The organism is Cryomorphaceae bacterium 1068 (genome assembly GCA_027214385.1).
Lineage (GTDB): Bacteria > Bacteroidota > Bacteroidia > Flavobacteriales_D > Cryomorphaceae > JAKVAV01.
Window position 1 is genome coordinate 307,823 of record JAPVXR010000002.1, and the last position, 13,461, is coordinate 321,283.

The window sequence follows — 13,461 nt, forward strand, 5'->3', positions numbered from 1 at the left end:
ATTCTAGATTCTCTTGGAAGATCTCAAAACGATAAAACACAATAAAGAAAGCAAACAGGATGTCGCTATCCTTTTTGCGGGAGACTCAGGTGACGGAATTCAATTGACGGGAAGTCAATTTTCCAATACCAGTGCCCTCTTTGGTAACGACGTCAGTACATTTCCTGATTATCCGGCTGAGATTCGTGCTCCTCAAGGCACAATAGCAGGAGTTTCAGGCTTTCAACTCAACTTTGGGAGCATCGAGATTTTCACTCCCGGTGATCTCTGCGATGTGCTTGTGGTAATGAATGCGGCGGCGCTTAAAGCCAATTTGGGCAAACTCAAAATTGGCGGTACCATCATCGCCAACACCGACGGATTCGACAAAAAGAATCTGAAACTTTCAGGATACGTGGATATGCGAAACCCGCTGGAGGACAATAGCCTTGGTAAGTACCGTATCATAGAAATAGATGTGACAAAGCTTACCCGTGAATCGCTAAAAGAGTCGGCACTTGGTATCAAAGAGAAGGACAGAAGCAAGAACATGTTTGTTCTGGGATTCCTCTACTGGATGTACAATCGAGAGTTGGCCCCAACCGAAAAGTTTCTTCACGAGAAGTTTAAAAGCAAACCCGATTTGATCGAAGCCAACATGGCTGTGCTCAAAGCGGGATACAATTACGGCGATACCAGCGAGACCTTCACTACTCGATATGAGGTGAAGCCTGCTCCTCTTCCCAAAGGTGTATACCGAAACATCATGGGAAATCAAGGGGTTGCCATTGGTTTGATCGCGGCTTCGCAAAAAGCAGGATTGCCACTTTTTTATGGTAGTTATCCGATTACTCCTGCTTCCGATATTCTTCACGAACTGTCCAAACACAAGAATTTTAACGTCCGCTCTTTCCAAGCAGAAGATGAGATTGCCGCCATTACGTCGGCTATTGGAGCATCCTTTGGAGGAAATATCGGAATCACCGCCTCGAGTGGCCCTGGAATTGCTTTGAAAGGAGAAGCTCTGGGATTGGCTTGCATTCTCGAAATACCACTCGTGATTGTGAATGTACAGCGTGGCGGTCCATCTACAGGATTGCCCACCAAGACGGAACAAGCTGACTTGCTCCAAGCCATCTACGGTAGAAACGGAGAGGCACCTATTCCGGTTATTGCTGCCAGTTCGCCACGCGATTGTTTCAATCAGGCTTTCGAGGCAGTGCGTATTGCCATCGAACACATGACTCCGGTATTTCTCTTAAGTGACGGATACATCGCCAATGGAGCGGAGCCGTGGAGATTTCCATCGGCAGATCAATTGAAAGCGATCAACCCGCCGGTAGTTAAGGAGGCGACTGATGAAGAGTTTTTACCATACCGACGCGATGAGAAAGGAGTGCGACAGTGGGCTGTTCCCGGCATAAAAGGACTGGAGCATCGGATCGGTGGATTGGAGAAGCAAGACGAAACCGGAAACGTTTCTTACGATCCCGAAAACCATGAGAAAATGGTGGGGCTTCGGGCAGAAAAAATTGCGAAAATTGCTGATTTTATTCCCTTGCAAAAGGTAGATCAGGGAGCTGAAAAAGCGAAGCTGTGTATCCTTGGTTGGGGTTCCACTTATGGTGCAATTAAGACTGCCGTCAAAGAACTTTTGGCCGAAGGGCATTCGGTCTCTCAAGTACATGTAAAATACCTTTTTCCATTTCCAAAAAATCTGGGAGAACTGCTCAAAGGATTTGATCAGGTCATTGTACCTGAGTTGAATAAAGGGCAATTGGTAAAAATCATCAGAAGTGAATTCCTGATCGATGCCAAGCCATTGAGCAAAGTGAAGGGATTGCCCTTCTCCGCAACTGAAATAAAAGAAGCGGCCCTTAAACACCTTGAATCATGACCCAAGAGCAAACGACATACACAGCGAAAGATTTTTCCAGTGATCAGGAAGTAAGGTGGTGCCCGGGATGTGGCGACTACTCCATCTTGAAGCAAGTACAAAGTGTACTTCCCGACATTGGCGTGGCCAAAGAAGACATCGTTTTCATTTCGGGAATTGGTTGTTCTTCTCGCTTTCCATACTATCTCAATACATACGGGATGCACAGCATCCACGGTAGAGCTCCGGCCATTGCGAGTGGATTAAAGATTTCCAATCCCGATTTGAGTGTTTGGGTCATTACCGGTGACGGAGATGCGCTTTCGATCGGAGGAAACCACCTCATTCACTTGTTGAGAAGGAACTTCGACATGAACGTACTTCTCTTCAATAACGAGATTTACGGATTGACCAAGGGCCAGTATTCACCCACTTCGCCTGAAGGAAAGGTGACCAAGAGCACGCCGATGGGCAGTGTGGATCACCCGTTCAATCCTTTGGCCTTGGCGGCAGGGGCAGACGGAACCTTTATCGCCCGTACGATGGACAGAGATCCAAAACATCTGCGACAGATTTTAAAAGAAGCCGACGACCACAAGGGAACTTCGCTTATAGAGATCTACCAAAACTGCAATGTCTTCAACGATGGTGCTTTTGGGGTCTTTACCGACAAGGGCACTAAAGCTGATACGACGGTTTTTGTAGAACACGGTCAACCATTGGTTTTTGGTGAACACGAAAACAAAGGAGTTCGGTTGGATGGAGCCACCCCGGTGGTAGTCGATCTTGAATCAGGAGATTTCTCAAAGGACGACCTGTGGAAACACGACAAGACTGATCGCTCGAAGGCAGGGCTTTTGATGCGTTGTTTCGAGACGCCTACAAAGGATCTTGAAAGCCTCCCACGTCCATTCGGTGTTTTCTATCAGGAAGACAAAACCTGCTACGAAGAAATGCTTCACGCTCAAATCAAATCGAGTATTGAGACCAAAGGAAATGGCGATCTAGAAGCCCTGCTTAGAGGAACCAACACTTGGGAAATCGAGTAATCAGCCAAACGGGAACCACAATGCACTTCGAGAATCACCAATAGAAAAAGAGTCTCTGATACCTCATCGATCGCGACTGCGATCCTCGGTGTACTCACCTAAAAACACCCTGCTAATCAACTTTTCTCTGTGCACTCTGTGCAACTTTCGAACACTCAACCCACGCAGGCTGTTTCGAAACTATCCTTTTAACTCTTGCGGAATCTCACAAACGGGAATTGGCACCATCTTGTGCTTATTGCGGTTGTGGTAGCCTTGATAAATCTCAAAGACTTCTTTTTTTCTGCCTTCCAGCGAATTCGGATCGCCTGAAAAATCCATGGCCCATTCCAATTCGGGGTAGGTGGCTCCTATTTGATCTTCATCGGTGCGGTCGTCTCCCCACAGACCGTCGGTGGGCGGTGCTTGCATGATTTCGTCTATCACACCCAATTCCTTTCCGAGGGCATAAACTTCGGTTTTGTTCAAGTCGGCGATCGGGCTGAGGTCTACTCCGCCATCGCCGTATTTGGTGTAAAACCCTACACCGAAATCTTCTACTTTGTTTCCCGTTCCGGCTACCAAGTAGTTATTCAATCCCGCGAAATAATAAAGCGTCGACATCCGAAAACGGGCTCGTGTATTGACCAAGCTGAATTCGTGCTTGTCCTTATTGCCGGAAGGCGGCAAGGCATGAACGAAATTGTCAAAAATCTCAGTGAGCTCGACCCAATGCGAAGAAACGTTTTTATGGTGCGTTTTGAGCTTGGCTATATGAGTAGCTGCTCGGGAGACTTGGTTGGCAGCTTGATGGATTGGCATTTCCACGCAAAGCGTGGGAAGACCTGTTAAAGCACATAGTGATGAAGTAACGGCAGAGTCGATTCCACCCGAAACGCCTACCACGAAGCCATTGGAATGGGCTTGGTCTGCATACGTTTTCAACCAATGAACAATGTGCTGAACAACTGCCTCTGTCTGCATAAAACCTTTTTATTCTTAACGAAGAGAAAGAGCTCTTGTTTAGAAGTAGACCCCGGCAGTGATCATGAATAAATTAGTGGAGGCTTTTACCCTTCTCTCGGTCTGGGGCTCACCATTATCACCGGGGATCAGTTCACCTATGCTATTTGTTTTTGGGAGCTTGTAATCGTCGCTAAAAACATTGTTCAAACCACTGTTATAAGCCGCGGTGAAATAGAGGTTAGTTGTACCTCCGATTTGCATCTCGAAACCTGCTTCAATACGAAGTCCAAAACGCACAAGAGAAGTTAGATCAGAGGCGTCTTCATCCTCTACCGTTAGATCTGCTGCAGTTGGGTTGTCAAGATTTACGTCAGTATAATCAAAAGTACTTTTGGTATTGAAAGCAGCATCAAACCCAACACGACCGAAGTAGCGAATGTATCCTATCTCATTGGTGCGAAGCATCATGGTAACAGGGATGTTTACATAATTGATCCGAAAGTCGGAGGTGCGTTCCGTTTTGAAATATTCGCCATTATCGTTTTCGGCAAAGTAATCATGGCGAAGAGTTCCCCCTGTATTTAATAAAAACAGACCTGTACTAAAGTAATAGTTGCTATTCTGTGCGATTCTGAAATCGGTATTCAAACCAAACGCAATGTTGAATCGAGTTCCGTCGGGCTGCACTGCACCTGCATCACCCGAAGTGCTGAACCATGATAGAAGTGGAGAAAAAGAAAGTCCCAACCTTACTTGTTGGTTGACCGGAGCCGTTTGAGGCATTGGAGCCGGAGTGGTTGTGGCCTGCGAAAACGCCAGCACAGAGCAGAAGGAAGCGAGAATAAATAGACCTATCTTTTTCATTATTTTTGCATTCTTTAATTCCCGCCAAAAGTAACTAATTTTTAAGATGAAGTGCATCCTCTCGGTCGCCCTCTATAGTCTGTTTTTCTTTCTCTTGTCCTGTTCAAGTGATCGCTTTAGCGTCGATACGTCTAAAGTAGATTACCAACCTGAATTTCTTCGACTCGACCGAGCTATTTTTGACGAGCAGAGCAAGCTGACTCAAGAAGAGCTCACGTCTTTGACGAGTCAGTACGGCTCTTTTTTAGAGGTGTATATGGTAGACATCATGCAGATGCCGCCCCCGGATAACCCGATGCTTCCTGAGTTTTTAAGTCGATTTACCGGCGATCTGACCTGGCAAAAACTTCAAGCATCCGTTGATCAAATTTATCCTGATCTTTCTGCTCAGGAAGAAGTTTTGGCGGAAGCCCTTCGGGCATATTCCATCCACTTTGGAAATAAAGACCTGCCTCAGTTGGTAGCCTATAATTCCGGATTTAATGTCGGGATATTTCCATCTTCAGAATGGCTCGGTGTCGGTTTGGAGTGGTATCTGAGCCCTGAGAATGAAGTGGTAAAACAATTGCCGCCCGATCTTTTCCCGCAATACAAACGCGACAAAATGAAGCCACAATACCTCGCGGTGAATGCCTTGAAGGGTTGGCTATTTTTCAAAAATCAAGATTTGACAGGAGAAGACATGCTGTCTTCGATGGTGTTTAACGGAAAGATGCTTTACATCACGCGAGCCTTGATGGAAGTGACCGATGCGGACTTATTGAATTATTCTCCTGCTCAGCTAGAGTGGGCCGAGGATTCAGAGTACGCCATTTGGACCTATTTACTGGAAAACGATTTAGTATTCTCCACCGACTTCCGTCAAATCAACAAGATGATGAACGACGGGCCTTTCACCCCCGGAATGCCGGCCGAATCTCCCGGAGGAGTGGGCAATTGGCTGGGACTCCAAATGGTGGAGGCTTATATGAATGAAAATGAGAACCTTACCTTGCAAGACTTGCTGGGGGCGGGCGACCGACAAATTTTAGAAACCTACAAACCGGGAAGATGAGCGACGAAATCAAAAAGAAGTCAAATATCAATATTCAAGTGGGGCTGGACGAAAATCACGTGCCGCTAAAAATGAAATGGCATGCCGACGATAGCAACGAAGGCGGCGACGTAAAAGCCATGATGCTCACCATGTGGGACGAGAAGGACGACAACACCATCCGTATTGACCTCTGGAACAAAGAGATGAATGTCTTTGATATGCAGCGGTTTTTCCACCAGTCCCTGCTCACCATGGCCGATACCTATTCAAGAGCTACGGGCCAAGAAGATATTGCCAAAGAGATCAGAACCTTTGCCACTGAATTTGCGGAGAAGACGAAGATTATGTCTTGATTAGTAGTCGGTAGCTAGTTGATCGATTTTGGTCGGTAGATCGGGGTTTTGTCCCCCGCTGGCGGGGGCGGCTTCATTGGAGCCTGCGGAAATGAAGACGGGGGTGGACATAAAAAACCGCCCCGAAATTTTTCGGCGCGGCTCAACCTTCTTTAAGGTAAGTAAATTACCGTTTGATCATCTTTTTGGTAAGCAATTCTGTATTGGCATAAAGCGAGTAATAATAGGTGCCGGGTGCAAATGCCGATGCATCCCAACGCTCGGTGTAGCGGCCTTCGGTCAGGGTTTGGTTTACCAATACTTCGAGCACTCTTCCTTGGCTATCGCTTATCTCCAAGCGTATTTGCGCAGGCTCATTAATGGTGAAGTTGATGGTCGTCACTTCATCAAAGGGATTGGGGAAGTTTTGCTCCAACTCAATGCCGCCCGTCTCTGTACTGCCTTTTTCGGTAGGGGTGGTACCGCAGCAGTTGTTCATCTTGCTTTGGGTAGATTGAAATGATGACATGACGGCCGTCATTTGGGTTTGCATTTCTTCGATTTGCGTGGCCTGTGCCGCCAGTTGTTCTGATAGCTCGGCCACTTGAGCTTCGAGGGCTTCGTTTTCCTGCACTTGTGCAGCCATTACGGCGTTTTGCTCTTGGAAGCCGGCTATTAGAATTGATATGAGGTCGTTGTACCTCACCGCCTTAAACTCGACCACTTCTGAGTCTGTATTACTTTCAGCATCGAAAGCAGGCGGAGTCGTAACGTCTTTTACTAATTCAGGAAGAACCTCTTCTAATTCCTGTGCGAGAATTCCGTACTCTACTCCTGAAGGCAAATAAATTCCATCAACATTTGCATACTCATATACTTTTGGCTGCAATTGACTCAAGATTTCAGTTGCATTAGCAATTGGCTCGATGTTCATTTTTAGATTTTCATCACTTTGCTGATAACCTTGTGATGCGAAAACTAAGCCTGAGAAATAACCAGCCCAATCATTATTGGCAGGATCGGCCGTTGATGGAGTAATTCGACCAAGTACACCTGCATTGAAATTGCCTCCACCTAAATCTTCATTCACATATGCCAACCCTTCAACACCAATATTGTTAAATCCTTCCCTGGCAAGTCCCGTAACGCCATAATGCACAATAGCTCCGTCAGTTGTATTCGAAAATCCCCTTACACCATATGCCCGTCCATCATCGAAAGCTATTGCGTTTCCCCTTACACCTACCGCTACTCGAACTCTGTTGGTATAAAAATCGCCTGCAACACCCAGTTCAAGAAAAGGTCCTTGACTATTTTCAATTGTACTAACTATACCTCTTTTTATATTTATGCTGGTTCCGCTAGGCACAATTTCTTCACAATCATTTAGGAATATGGCAGCCACATTCTCCGAGTTTTCAGAAAGTGTACCTCGTAGCTGCACATCAAGCCTGGCTTGGGGCTGTCCATAAGTTAGACCAATTCCACCAGTCATTGTACTGAAGTTTCCGAGACCAACATTACCATAAGGAGTTATACGCATGGTTTCCCTACCTTCTTCTGTTGAGCTTTCGGTTTGGATGAGATCAGTGGTAGGTGAGATAAACAAGAATCTAATATTATCAGGCCCTACAGTCGATCCGGGAATATTGCACCCCCATGCAATCACCGCATCAGTAATATCACTATTATTAGCAGTGCCCGGACTTTGAAGAATTCCCGTGTAGAAAATATCTTGCCCCGCACCATAAGTGGTTCCTACATTCATCCAATCTCTGCGAAGGCCGGGAGTAATATCATATCCCATTTGGATAATACTAAACGGCACTTGTTCAACAACGGGAAGTGTTGTGGTTTCGAATGTATTTCCATTTACTCCAAAGTACATTCTACTTGCATTTGGAAGCAATGGTGCACCACCGTAGCCACCCCATGTGGTGCTGGTCATGCGGATTCGATTTGTGTTGTTCTGCAGGAAGTCAAGATCAGTATTTCCGCTGTCATTCCAACCTAAAAAGGCATTATTAAAGGGTACATTCGAGTCAGTAGTTGACTGAGAAAAGGAAGAACAATTTAGGAGAAGGAATAATATGAAGAGGGATAATGGTTTATAGAAATTCATAATATGATAAGTTTAGTCGTGTAAACCTGGCCATCTCCAAGTTGACTGGTGATAAGATATATTCCACTCTTCCAGTCAGAGCAATCAATAATCACACTTGGTTCAGGAGTTTCATAAGCTTTGGATAAAACCGTTCTTCCACCAATGTTAAAGACTCTTATCTGTTTAAGCTTGGAACGCCCCGTCTGTAATACAAAGAATTCACTGGCAGGATTAGGGTAAACAGATACCAACTCTATTTCCAAAGAAGCTTTATTGCTAAGCAGACAGAAATCATTTTCGCCACTCAAACAGACTTGATCTATGTAAAGATATGCTGCGCACTTTCCGGAATCAGCAAGTTGAACCGTATCTGTATTTAAACCATCGTAAAAGTTACCAATGGCAAGCCAATTGTAATTTTGGTCTGCTACAAAAGAACCTTGTACATGAGTCCAGCCCATCGTATCCGCGTCACTAATATCCAGATCAATTTGTGGATTATTAGTAGGGAATACCGTGGGAGTAGGAGGATCAAAAATCACTGGGTCAACAAAAAAACTTACACCAAAGCGATTTGTCCTACAGCGCCAATCTGCAAAATCACCTGAATCGAACTCAGAAATATGAGCACTGAAAGAATAAGTATTTCCAATTTCTAAAGGTGTCAAAAGCTGACAAGCTGCAAATTCCCTGTAGTCAGGCTCGGTGTGAACATACGTTATCAGACCTGTGTAGGCTTGTCCGTCAAAGGCTGATTCAAAACCCAAATAATTCGATGGAATCCCTGCGATTCCTGTACCTGAATTGTTGCAAGCGTTAAAGTAATCACCAGTACCCGAAAAACTTATCCAATCGATTACCTGAGTATGAAGTTCTGTGGAGCTTGTGGGACAATCTTCATAGAGTTCAAAACTCTCATTGGGTATGAGATTTTGTCCAACTACACTATTGATTAATAATAAATTGAACACATAGACAAACAGAGTTTTACCGCAGCTTATTTCTATACCGGATTTGAACATTTGACAGAATGAAGGTTTACTATTATTAAAATACCCAACTGCGCATGGGCTAGCGCTTCCATTTTCAAACCACGCATAGAAAAAGCGTATAGCACGAGACTCCTTGAATCTGATGGTTTGATTGTTGTACTTTTGCTACTTCATATATACCTCCTTTCTAATTTGCGTTGGATTAGGTGTATTTGATCGACCCGGGGTCTCCACACCTCGGGCTTTTTTTATTTCTATTTGGGGTCGGGCATCATCTCGTTTTGGCTAGCTCTTTTCTGAATCTGTCGTCTAAAGTTTGCGAAAAGAAACGAGTAATAAAAGAAAACTCATTCGATAATTCTTTCAGGGGGGGGGGTAATTCCTTGATATTCAGTTGTAAAATTCCGCTATTATTTCTGTGTTAAGCCAAGGTTTATTCTCAACGAATAATTTGTTCGTTTTCTGAATACCATCAGGCGCACTTGCATCCAAATTAAATCTCGCGGCACCGGAGATCAGAACCTTCGCCACTGAATTTGCGGAGAAGACAAAGATTATGTCTTAGTCACCCAATCGCTCTTCCTTAAAAAGCTGATTGGTATCTGCGATAAACGACAAAATTTCTTCCCGCCCCAGGAACTTAGAGGATGAGGTAATAAATTGATTAGGAAGATCTTCCCAGTCTTGGAGCATGCGCTCATTGTAGGCCTCGACCTTTTTGGTCAGTCCTCCGGGCTTCATCTTGTCGCATTTGGTGAAAACCATCGCGAAGGGCACGCCGTGCTGACCGAGGTAGGCCATAAAATCCAAGTCGATGGGCTGAGGCTCGTGACGAATGTCCAGCAAAACAAACAAGCACATCAGGTTTTCCCGCTTCTTGATGTACGGGTAGATCAATCGCTGAAATTCATCGCGAATGGTGCGCGACACTTTGGCGTAGCCATAGCCTGGCAAATCGACTAGGTACCAAGCTTCATCGCTGCCCGGATAAGAAATCGTAAAGTGATTGATCAGACGAGTCTTTCCAGGTTTTCCAGAAGTCTTCGCTAGATTTTTTCTTCCCGTCAAAAGGTTAATCAATGACGACTTGCCCACGTTACTGCGCCCTACAAAAGCGTATTCGGGCATATCGCTTGGAGGTAGTTGAGTGGCAACGGTACTGCTCTTTAGAAATTCGGCCTTGACGTCAATCATGGGATGGTATCAAAATCTTTTAGGATTATCTGTTTGCAAACCACTTTAAAATAAACATTTGAAGAGGGCATAAAGATAAACTGAAATGTTTTAGTCCTGGTTTTCAAGCTTTTCTTATCACGCCATGCTTTGGAGAAAATTTATTGGGCTCGATGCCCGATAAATTTTCAGGGTCTTCCAGAGTGCAGCTCAGAGCAAATTATGCAGACGACCATAGGGAGCGAATAATTTGATCGAGCGAGTCGAAGGGTCACTTACATTTTCAAAAGTGACCGAAGACGCACCTTGGAAGACAAACGAATTTTGGTTCTTTTCTTCTACGGGAAAAGAACAATTCAGAACTTCTTGGCCAACCAGCCATCCAGAATTTCATTGAATTCATCAGGGTGCTCCATCATCGGGGCATGGCCGCATTTGTCAATCCAAAATAACTCTGAATCAGGAATTTTTTCGTGAAACTCCTCTGCCACGTCAGGTGGAGTGATGGTATCATCTTTTCCCCAAATCAAGCACACGGGCATGGTGTAATTCTTCAGGTCATTGCGCATGTTGTGACGGATGGCAGATTTGGCCATAGCCAAAACCTTGATCAACTTTGTTCGGTCTTGAACCAAGTCGAAAGTCACGTCTACCAATTCATCTGTTACCATTTCGGGATCGTAAAACGTCACCGCGATTTTCTTGCGGATGTAGTCCTTGTCTTCCCTTCTGGGAAAAGAGCCACCGAAGGCATTTTCATAGAGGCCGGAACTACCCGTCAAGATCATGGCTTTGATCAATTCGGGGCGCCTTTTGGTCAAAACCAAACCAACGTGACCACCGAGTGAGTTTCCCAAAAGTAATACGTCCTTCAGCCCCTTGAACTCCATAAATCCAATCACGAAATCTGCCAGACTTCCCACCCCGGTTTTAACCAAGGGTAGATCGTATAGTGGCATCATGGGGACGATGACCCGATGCGTCTTTTTGAAGTGAGAAATAACTCCGTTGAAATTGCTCAATGCACCGAACAATCCGTGCAAAACCAGTAGCGGCTGTCCTTCACCTTCGTCGATGAATTTGTACTTGCCTTCTTCTTTTATGTTTAATTCCATAACGCGTCTAAGCTCCCAAATATAGACTTTTTTGAATACGACTGCCCGAAAGCCATGCGTGGATGAAGTCAACAAAATCTTGTGAAAAGCTTTTGCCTTTCTTTAAGTCCGAGGGTCTTTTTATAGGGAAATTAACCTCTTCTGATCAACCCACCTCAATGGCCGTTTCCAAGGCTATTTTGTTAAACTTTTCAACATGGTGGTAAAAAATGGTAGATCGTGGGAAATTGTGGTAAACATTTTCTACTTTAGCTGTAATATAGCTACATCTCATGCTGAATCTACTCGGAGAATACGATTGCAAAATGGACGCGAAAGGGCGCTTAATGTTCCCTGCGCCATTGAAGCGACAGCTCGAAGATGTGCTGCATGAGGGGTTTGTGATCAATCGCGATCTCTTTGCAACTTGCCTCGTTCTTTACCCTGCTCAGCAATGGGCCGAGGTTTCGGGTCAGTTGGGGAAGCTCAATCGTTTCATTGAGAAGAACGTTCGATTTATCAGAAGATTTAATAATGGCGCTACGCCTGTGACTCTTGACGGGACAGGTCGTTTGTTGGTTCCGGGAGCGTTGGCCAAGTATGCCGATTTGACCAAAGAGGTTAAGCTGATGGGGAACGGTGATCGGATTGAAATATGGAGCAAGTCTCGTTACGATGAGATGTTGAACGAGGATATTGACATGGGCGCTCTCTCGGAAGAGGTGATGGGCGATCGTGATACCAAAGATGAGTAGTTCGGGCTACCACGAGCCCGTTCTTTTGCGGGAGAGCGTGGATGCGCTGATTGAAGATATGAATGGCGTCTATGTGGACGTCACCTTTGGCGGGGGAGGACATTCCCGCGAAGTTCTTTCAAGGTTAGGGGATAAAGGCAAATTGATCGCGTTTGATCGCGATGAAGATGCGCAAAGCAATGTGATTAATGATCCGAGATTCACTCTGGTGCCCTCGGATTTTCGCTTTATGCAAAATCACCTCCGCTTCGCTGGATACAGAAAGGTGGACGGCATCCTGGCAGATTTGGGTGTTTCATCTCATCAGTTTGATGTGCCCGAGCGTGGTTTTTCCATTCGCACGGAAGGGAAGCTCGATATGCGGATGGGCAAGACTACGGAGTTGACGGCCGCCAAGGTGGTCAACAAGTACGACGAAGCCGAGCTGATGCGGGTGCTGAAGAATTATGGTGAGTTGTCCAACGCTCGGCAATTGGCTTCGATTATTGTGGCGAGGCGCAACGAGCGAAAATTTGAAACCACCGAGGATTTGGTGCAAGCCATCGAAAAGGTTTTTCCGCCCCAAAAGCGGATGCAGAATTTGGCGAAGGTTTTTCAAGGCATTCGCATTGAGGTGAACGATGAGATGGGTTCGCTTGAAGCACTGCTCAAGCAGTCGGTAGAAGTGCTGAAGCCAAAAGGAAATTTGGTGGTGATTTCATACCACAGCTTGGAAGACCGCCCGGTGAAGCGATTTATGCGAGCCGGAGATTTGGATGGAGAAGTGAAAAAAGACTTTTTCGGAAATCCGGAAAGACCTTTTACGCCGCAACCTGGAAAACCCATTACCCCTTCGAAAGAAGAGATTGAAAAAAATAGCAGAGCACGAAGTGCAAAACTGAGAGTAGCAAAACGAAATGAGTAAAGCAGGAGAAACCAAAAAAGCAAAAAAGCGCGGCCTCGCTAAGGGGTTGAGTTCCCTGCTGAGCGGTAATTTCCTGACGCGCAGTTTGGTTCAAGCCAACATGCCTTTTATTTTCTTCCTGGTTGTGATGATGATTTGCTACATCGGGTACGGCTACTTTGCTGAAAAAAATGCCAAAGATTTGGTGCAAGCCGAAACTCAATTGAGAGAGGTGAAGGCTGCCAATCTTTCGATTAATGCCAGACTGGAAAAATTGAAACAGCAATCGCAGGTGGCTAGATCCATCAGCGACCTAGGACTTAAAGAGTCCACCGATCCGCCTAAGGTTATTCGCATTCCCAAATCAGAAGAAGAGTAA

The 13,461-nt window shown here is 45.4% G+C and carries 13 protein-coding genes; 7 read left to right on the forward strand and 6 right to left on the reverse strand.

Translation table 11 applies throughout. From position 1 onward, the window contains the following. Positions 1–13 precede the first annotated feature (13 nt). Both O3Q51_04160 and O3Q51_04165 read left to right on the forward strand, forming a co-directional pair. Positions 14–1,876 carry a 2-oxoacid:acceptor oxidoreductase subunit alpha gene (locus O3Q51_04160; protein MCZ4407987.1) on the forward strand — a complete coding sequence of 621 codons (1,863 nt, stop codon included), beginning with the start codon at positions 14–16 and terminating at the stop codon, positions 1,874–1,876. Further along, positions 1,873–2,904, forward strand: a complete 1,032-nt coding sequence (locus tag O3Q51_04165; GenBank protein MCZ4407988.1) for a 2-oxoacid:ferredoxin oxidoreductase subunit beta — start codon at positions 1,873–1,875, stop codon at positions 2,902–2,904. Before O3Q51_04160 ends, O3Q51_04165 begins: the two co-directional genes overlap by 4 nt. A 180-nt stretch (positions 2,905–3,084) precedes the next feature. Here the strand turns inward: O3Q51_04165 and nadE are convergent, their stop codons facing one another. Further along, positions 3,085–3,867, reverse strand: a complete 783-nt coding sequence (nadE, locus tag O3Q51_04170) for an NAD(+) synthase (GenBank protein MCZ4407989.1) — start codon at positions 3,865–3,867, stop codon at positions 3,085–3,087. Between the two features lie 39 nt (positions 3,868–3,906). Next, entirely contained in the window at positions 3,907–4,713 is an 807-nt protein-coding gene (locus O3Q51_04175) for an outer membrane beta-barrel protein (protein ID MCZ4407990.1), read from the reverse strand. A 46-nt stretch (positions 4,714–4,759) separates the two neighbouring features. Between O3Q51_04175 and O3Q51_04180 the strand changes: the two genes are divergently transcribed. Then, the gene (locus O3Q51_04180) at positions 4,760–5,767 is read left to right on the forward strand and encodes a hypothetical protein (GenBank protein MCZ4407991.1); all 1,008 of its coding nucleotides are present in this window, start codon (positions 4,760–4,762) and stop codon (positions 5,765–5,767) included. Beyond that, positions 5,764–6,102, forward strand: coding sequence for a gliding motility protein GldC (gene gldC, locus O3Q51_04185; GenBank protein MCZ4407992.1), 339 nt, complete (start codon positions 5,764–5,766; stop codon positions 6,100–6,102). Before O3Q51_04180 ends, gldC begins: the two co-directional genes overlap by 4 nt. 166 nt (positions 6,103–6,268) lie before the next feature. On the opposite strand, the gene O3Q51_04190 is transcribed toward gldC, so the two are convergent. From O3Q51_04190 to O3Q51_04205, 4 genes are all read right to left on the reverse strand, one after another. Beyond that, positions 6,269–8,203, reverse strand: coding sequence for a tail fiber domain-containing protein (locus O3Q51_04190; protein ID MCZ4407993.1), 1,935 nt, complete (start codon positions 8,201–8,203; stop codon positions 6,269–6,271). Next, a complete protein-coding gene (locus O3Q51_04195) occupies positions 8,200–9,207 on the reverse strand; it encodes a T9SS type A sorting domain-containing protein (protein MCZ4407994.1) in 1,008 nt (335 codons plus the stop codon). Before O3Q51_04195 ends, O3Q51_04190 begins: the two co-directional genes overlap by 4 nt. A gap of 531 nt (positions 9,208–9,738) precedes the next feature. Beyond that, positions 9,739–10,371, reverse strand: a complete 633-nt coding sequence (gene yihA / locus O3Q51_04200; GenBank protein ID MCZ4407995.1) for a ribosome biogenesis GTP-binding protein YihA/YsxC — start codon at positions 10,369–10,371, stop codon at positions 9,739–9,741. Between the two features lie 335 nt (positions 10,372–10,706). Then, complete coding sequence (locus O3Q51_04205) at positions 10,707–11,465, reverse strand: alpha/beta fold hydrolase (GenBank protein MCZ4407996.1); 759 nt, start codon at positions 11,463–11,465, stop codon at positions 10,707–10,709. A gap of 272 nt (positions 11,466–11,737) precedes the next feature. Here O3Q51_04205 and mraZ point away from each other — a divergent pair, with 272 nt between their 5' ends. From mraZ to O3Q51_04220, 3 genes are read left to right on the forward strand one after another with little or no spacing between them, the layout of a single operon-like run. Further along, positions 11,738–12,199, forward strand: a complete 462-nt coding sequence (gene mraZ / locus O3Q51_04210) for a division/cell wall cluster transcriptional repressor MraZ (GenBank protein MCZ4407997.1) — start codon at positions 11,738–11,740, stop codon at positions 12,197–12,199. Then, positions 12,192–13,103: a 16S rRNA (cytosine(1402)-N(4))-methyltransferase RsmH gene (rsmH, locus tag O3Q51_04215; protein ID MCZ4407998.1), complete on the forward strand. Its 912-nt coding sequence runs from the start codon at positions 12,192–12,194 to the stop codon at positions 13,101–13,103. The genes mraZ and rsmH overlap by 8 nt, the downstream gene beginning before the upstream one ends. After that, a complete protein-coding gene (locus tag O3Q51_04220; GenBank protein MCZ4407999.1) occupies positions 13,096–13,461 on the forward strand; it encodes an FtsL-like putative cell division protein in 366 nt (121 codons plus the stop codon). The genes rsmH and O3Q51_04220 overlap by 8 nt, the downstream gene beginning before the upstream one ends.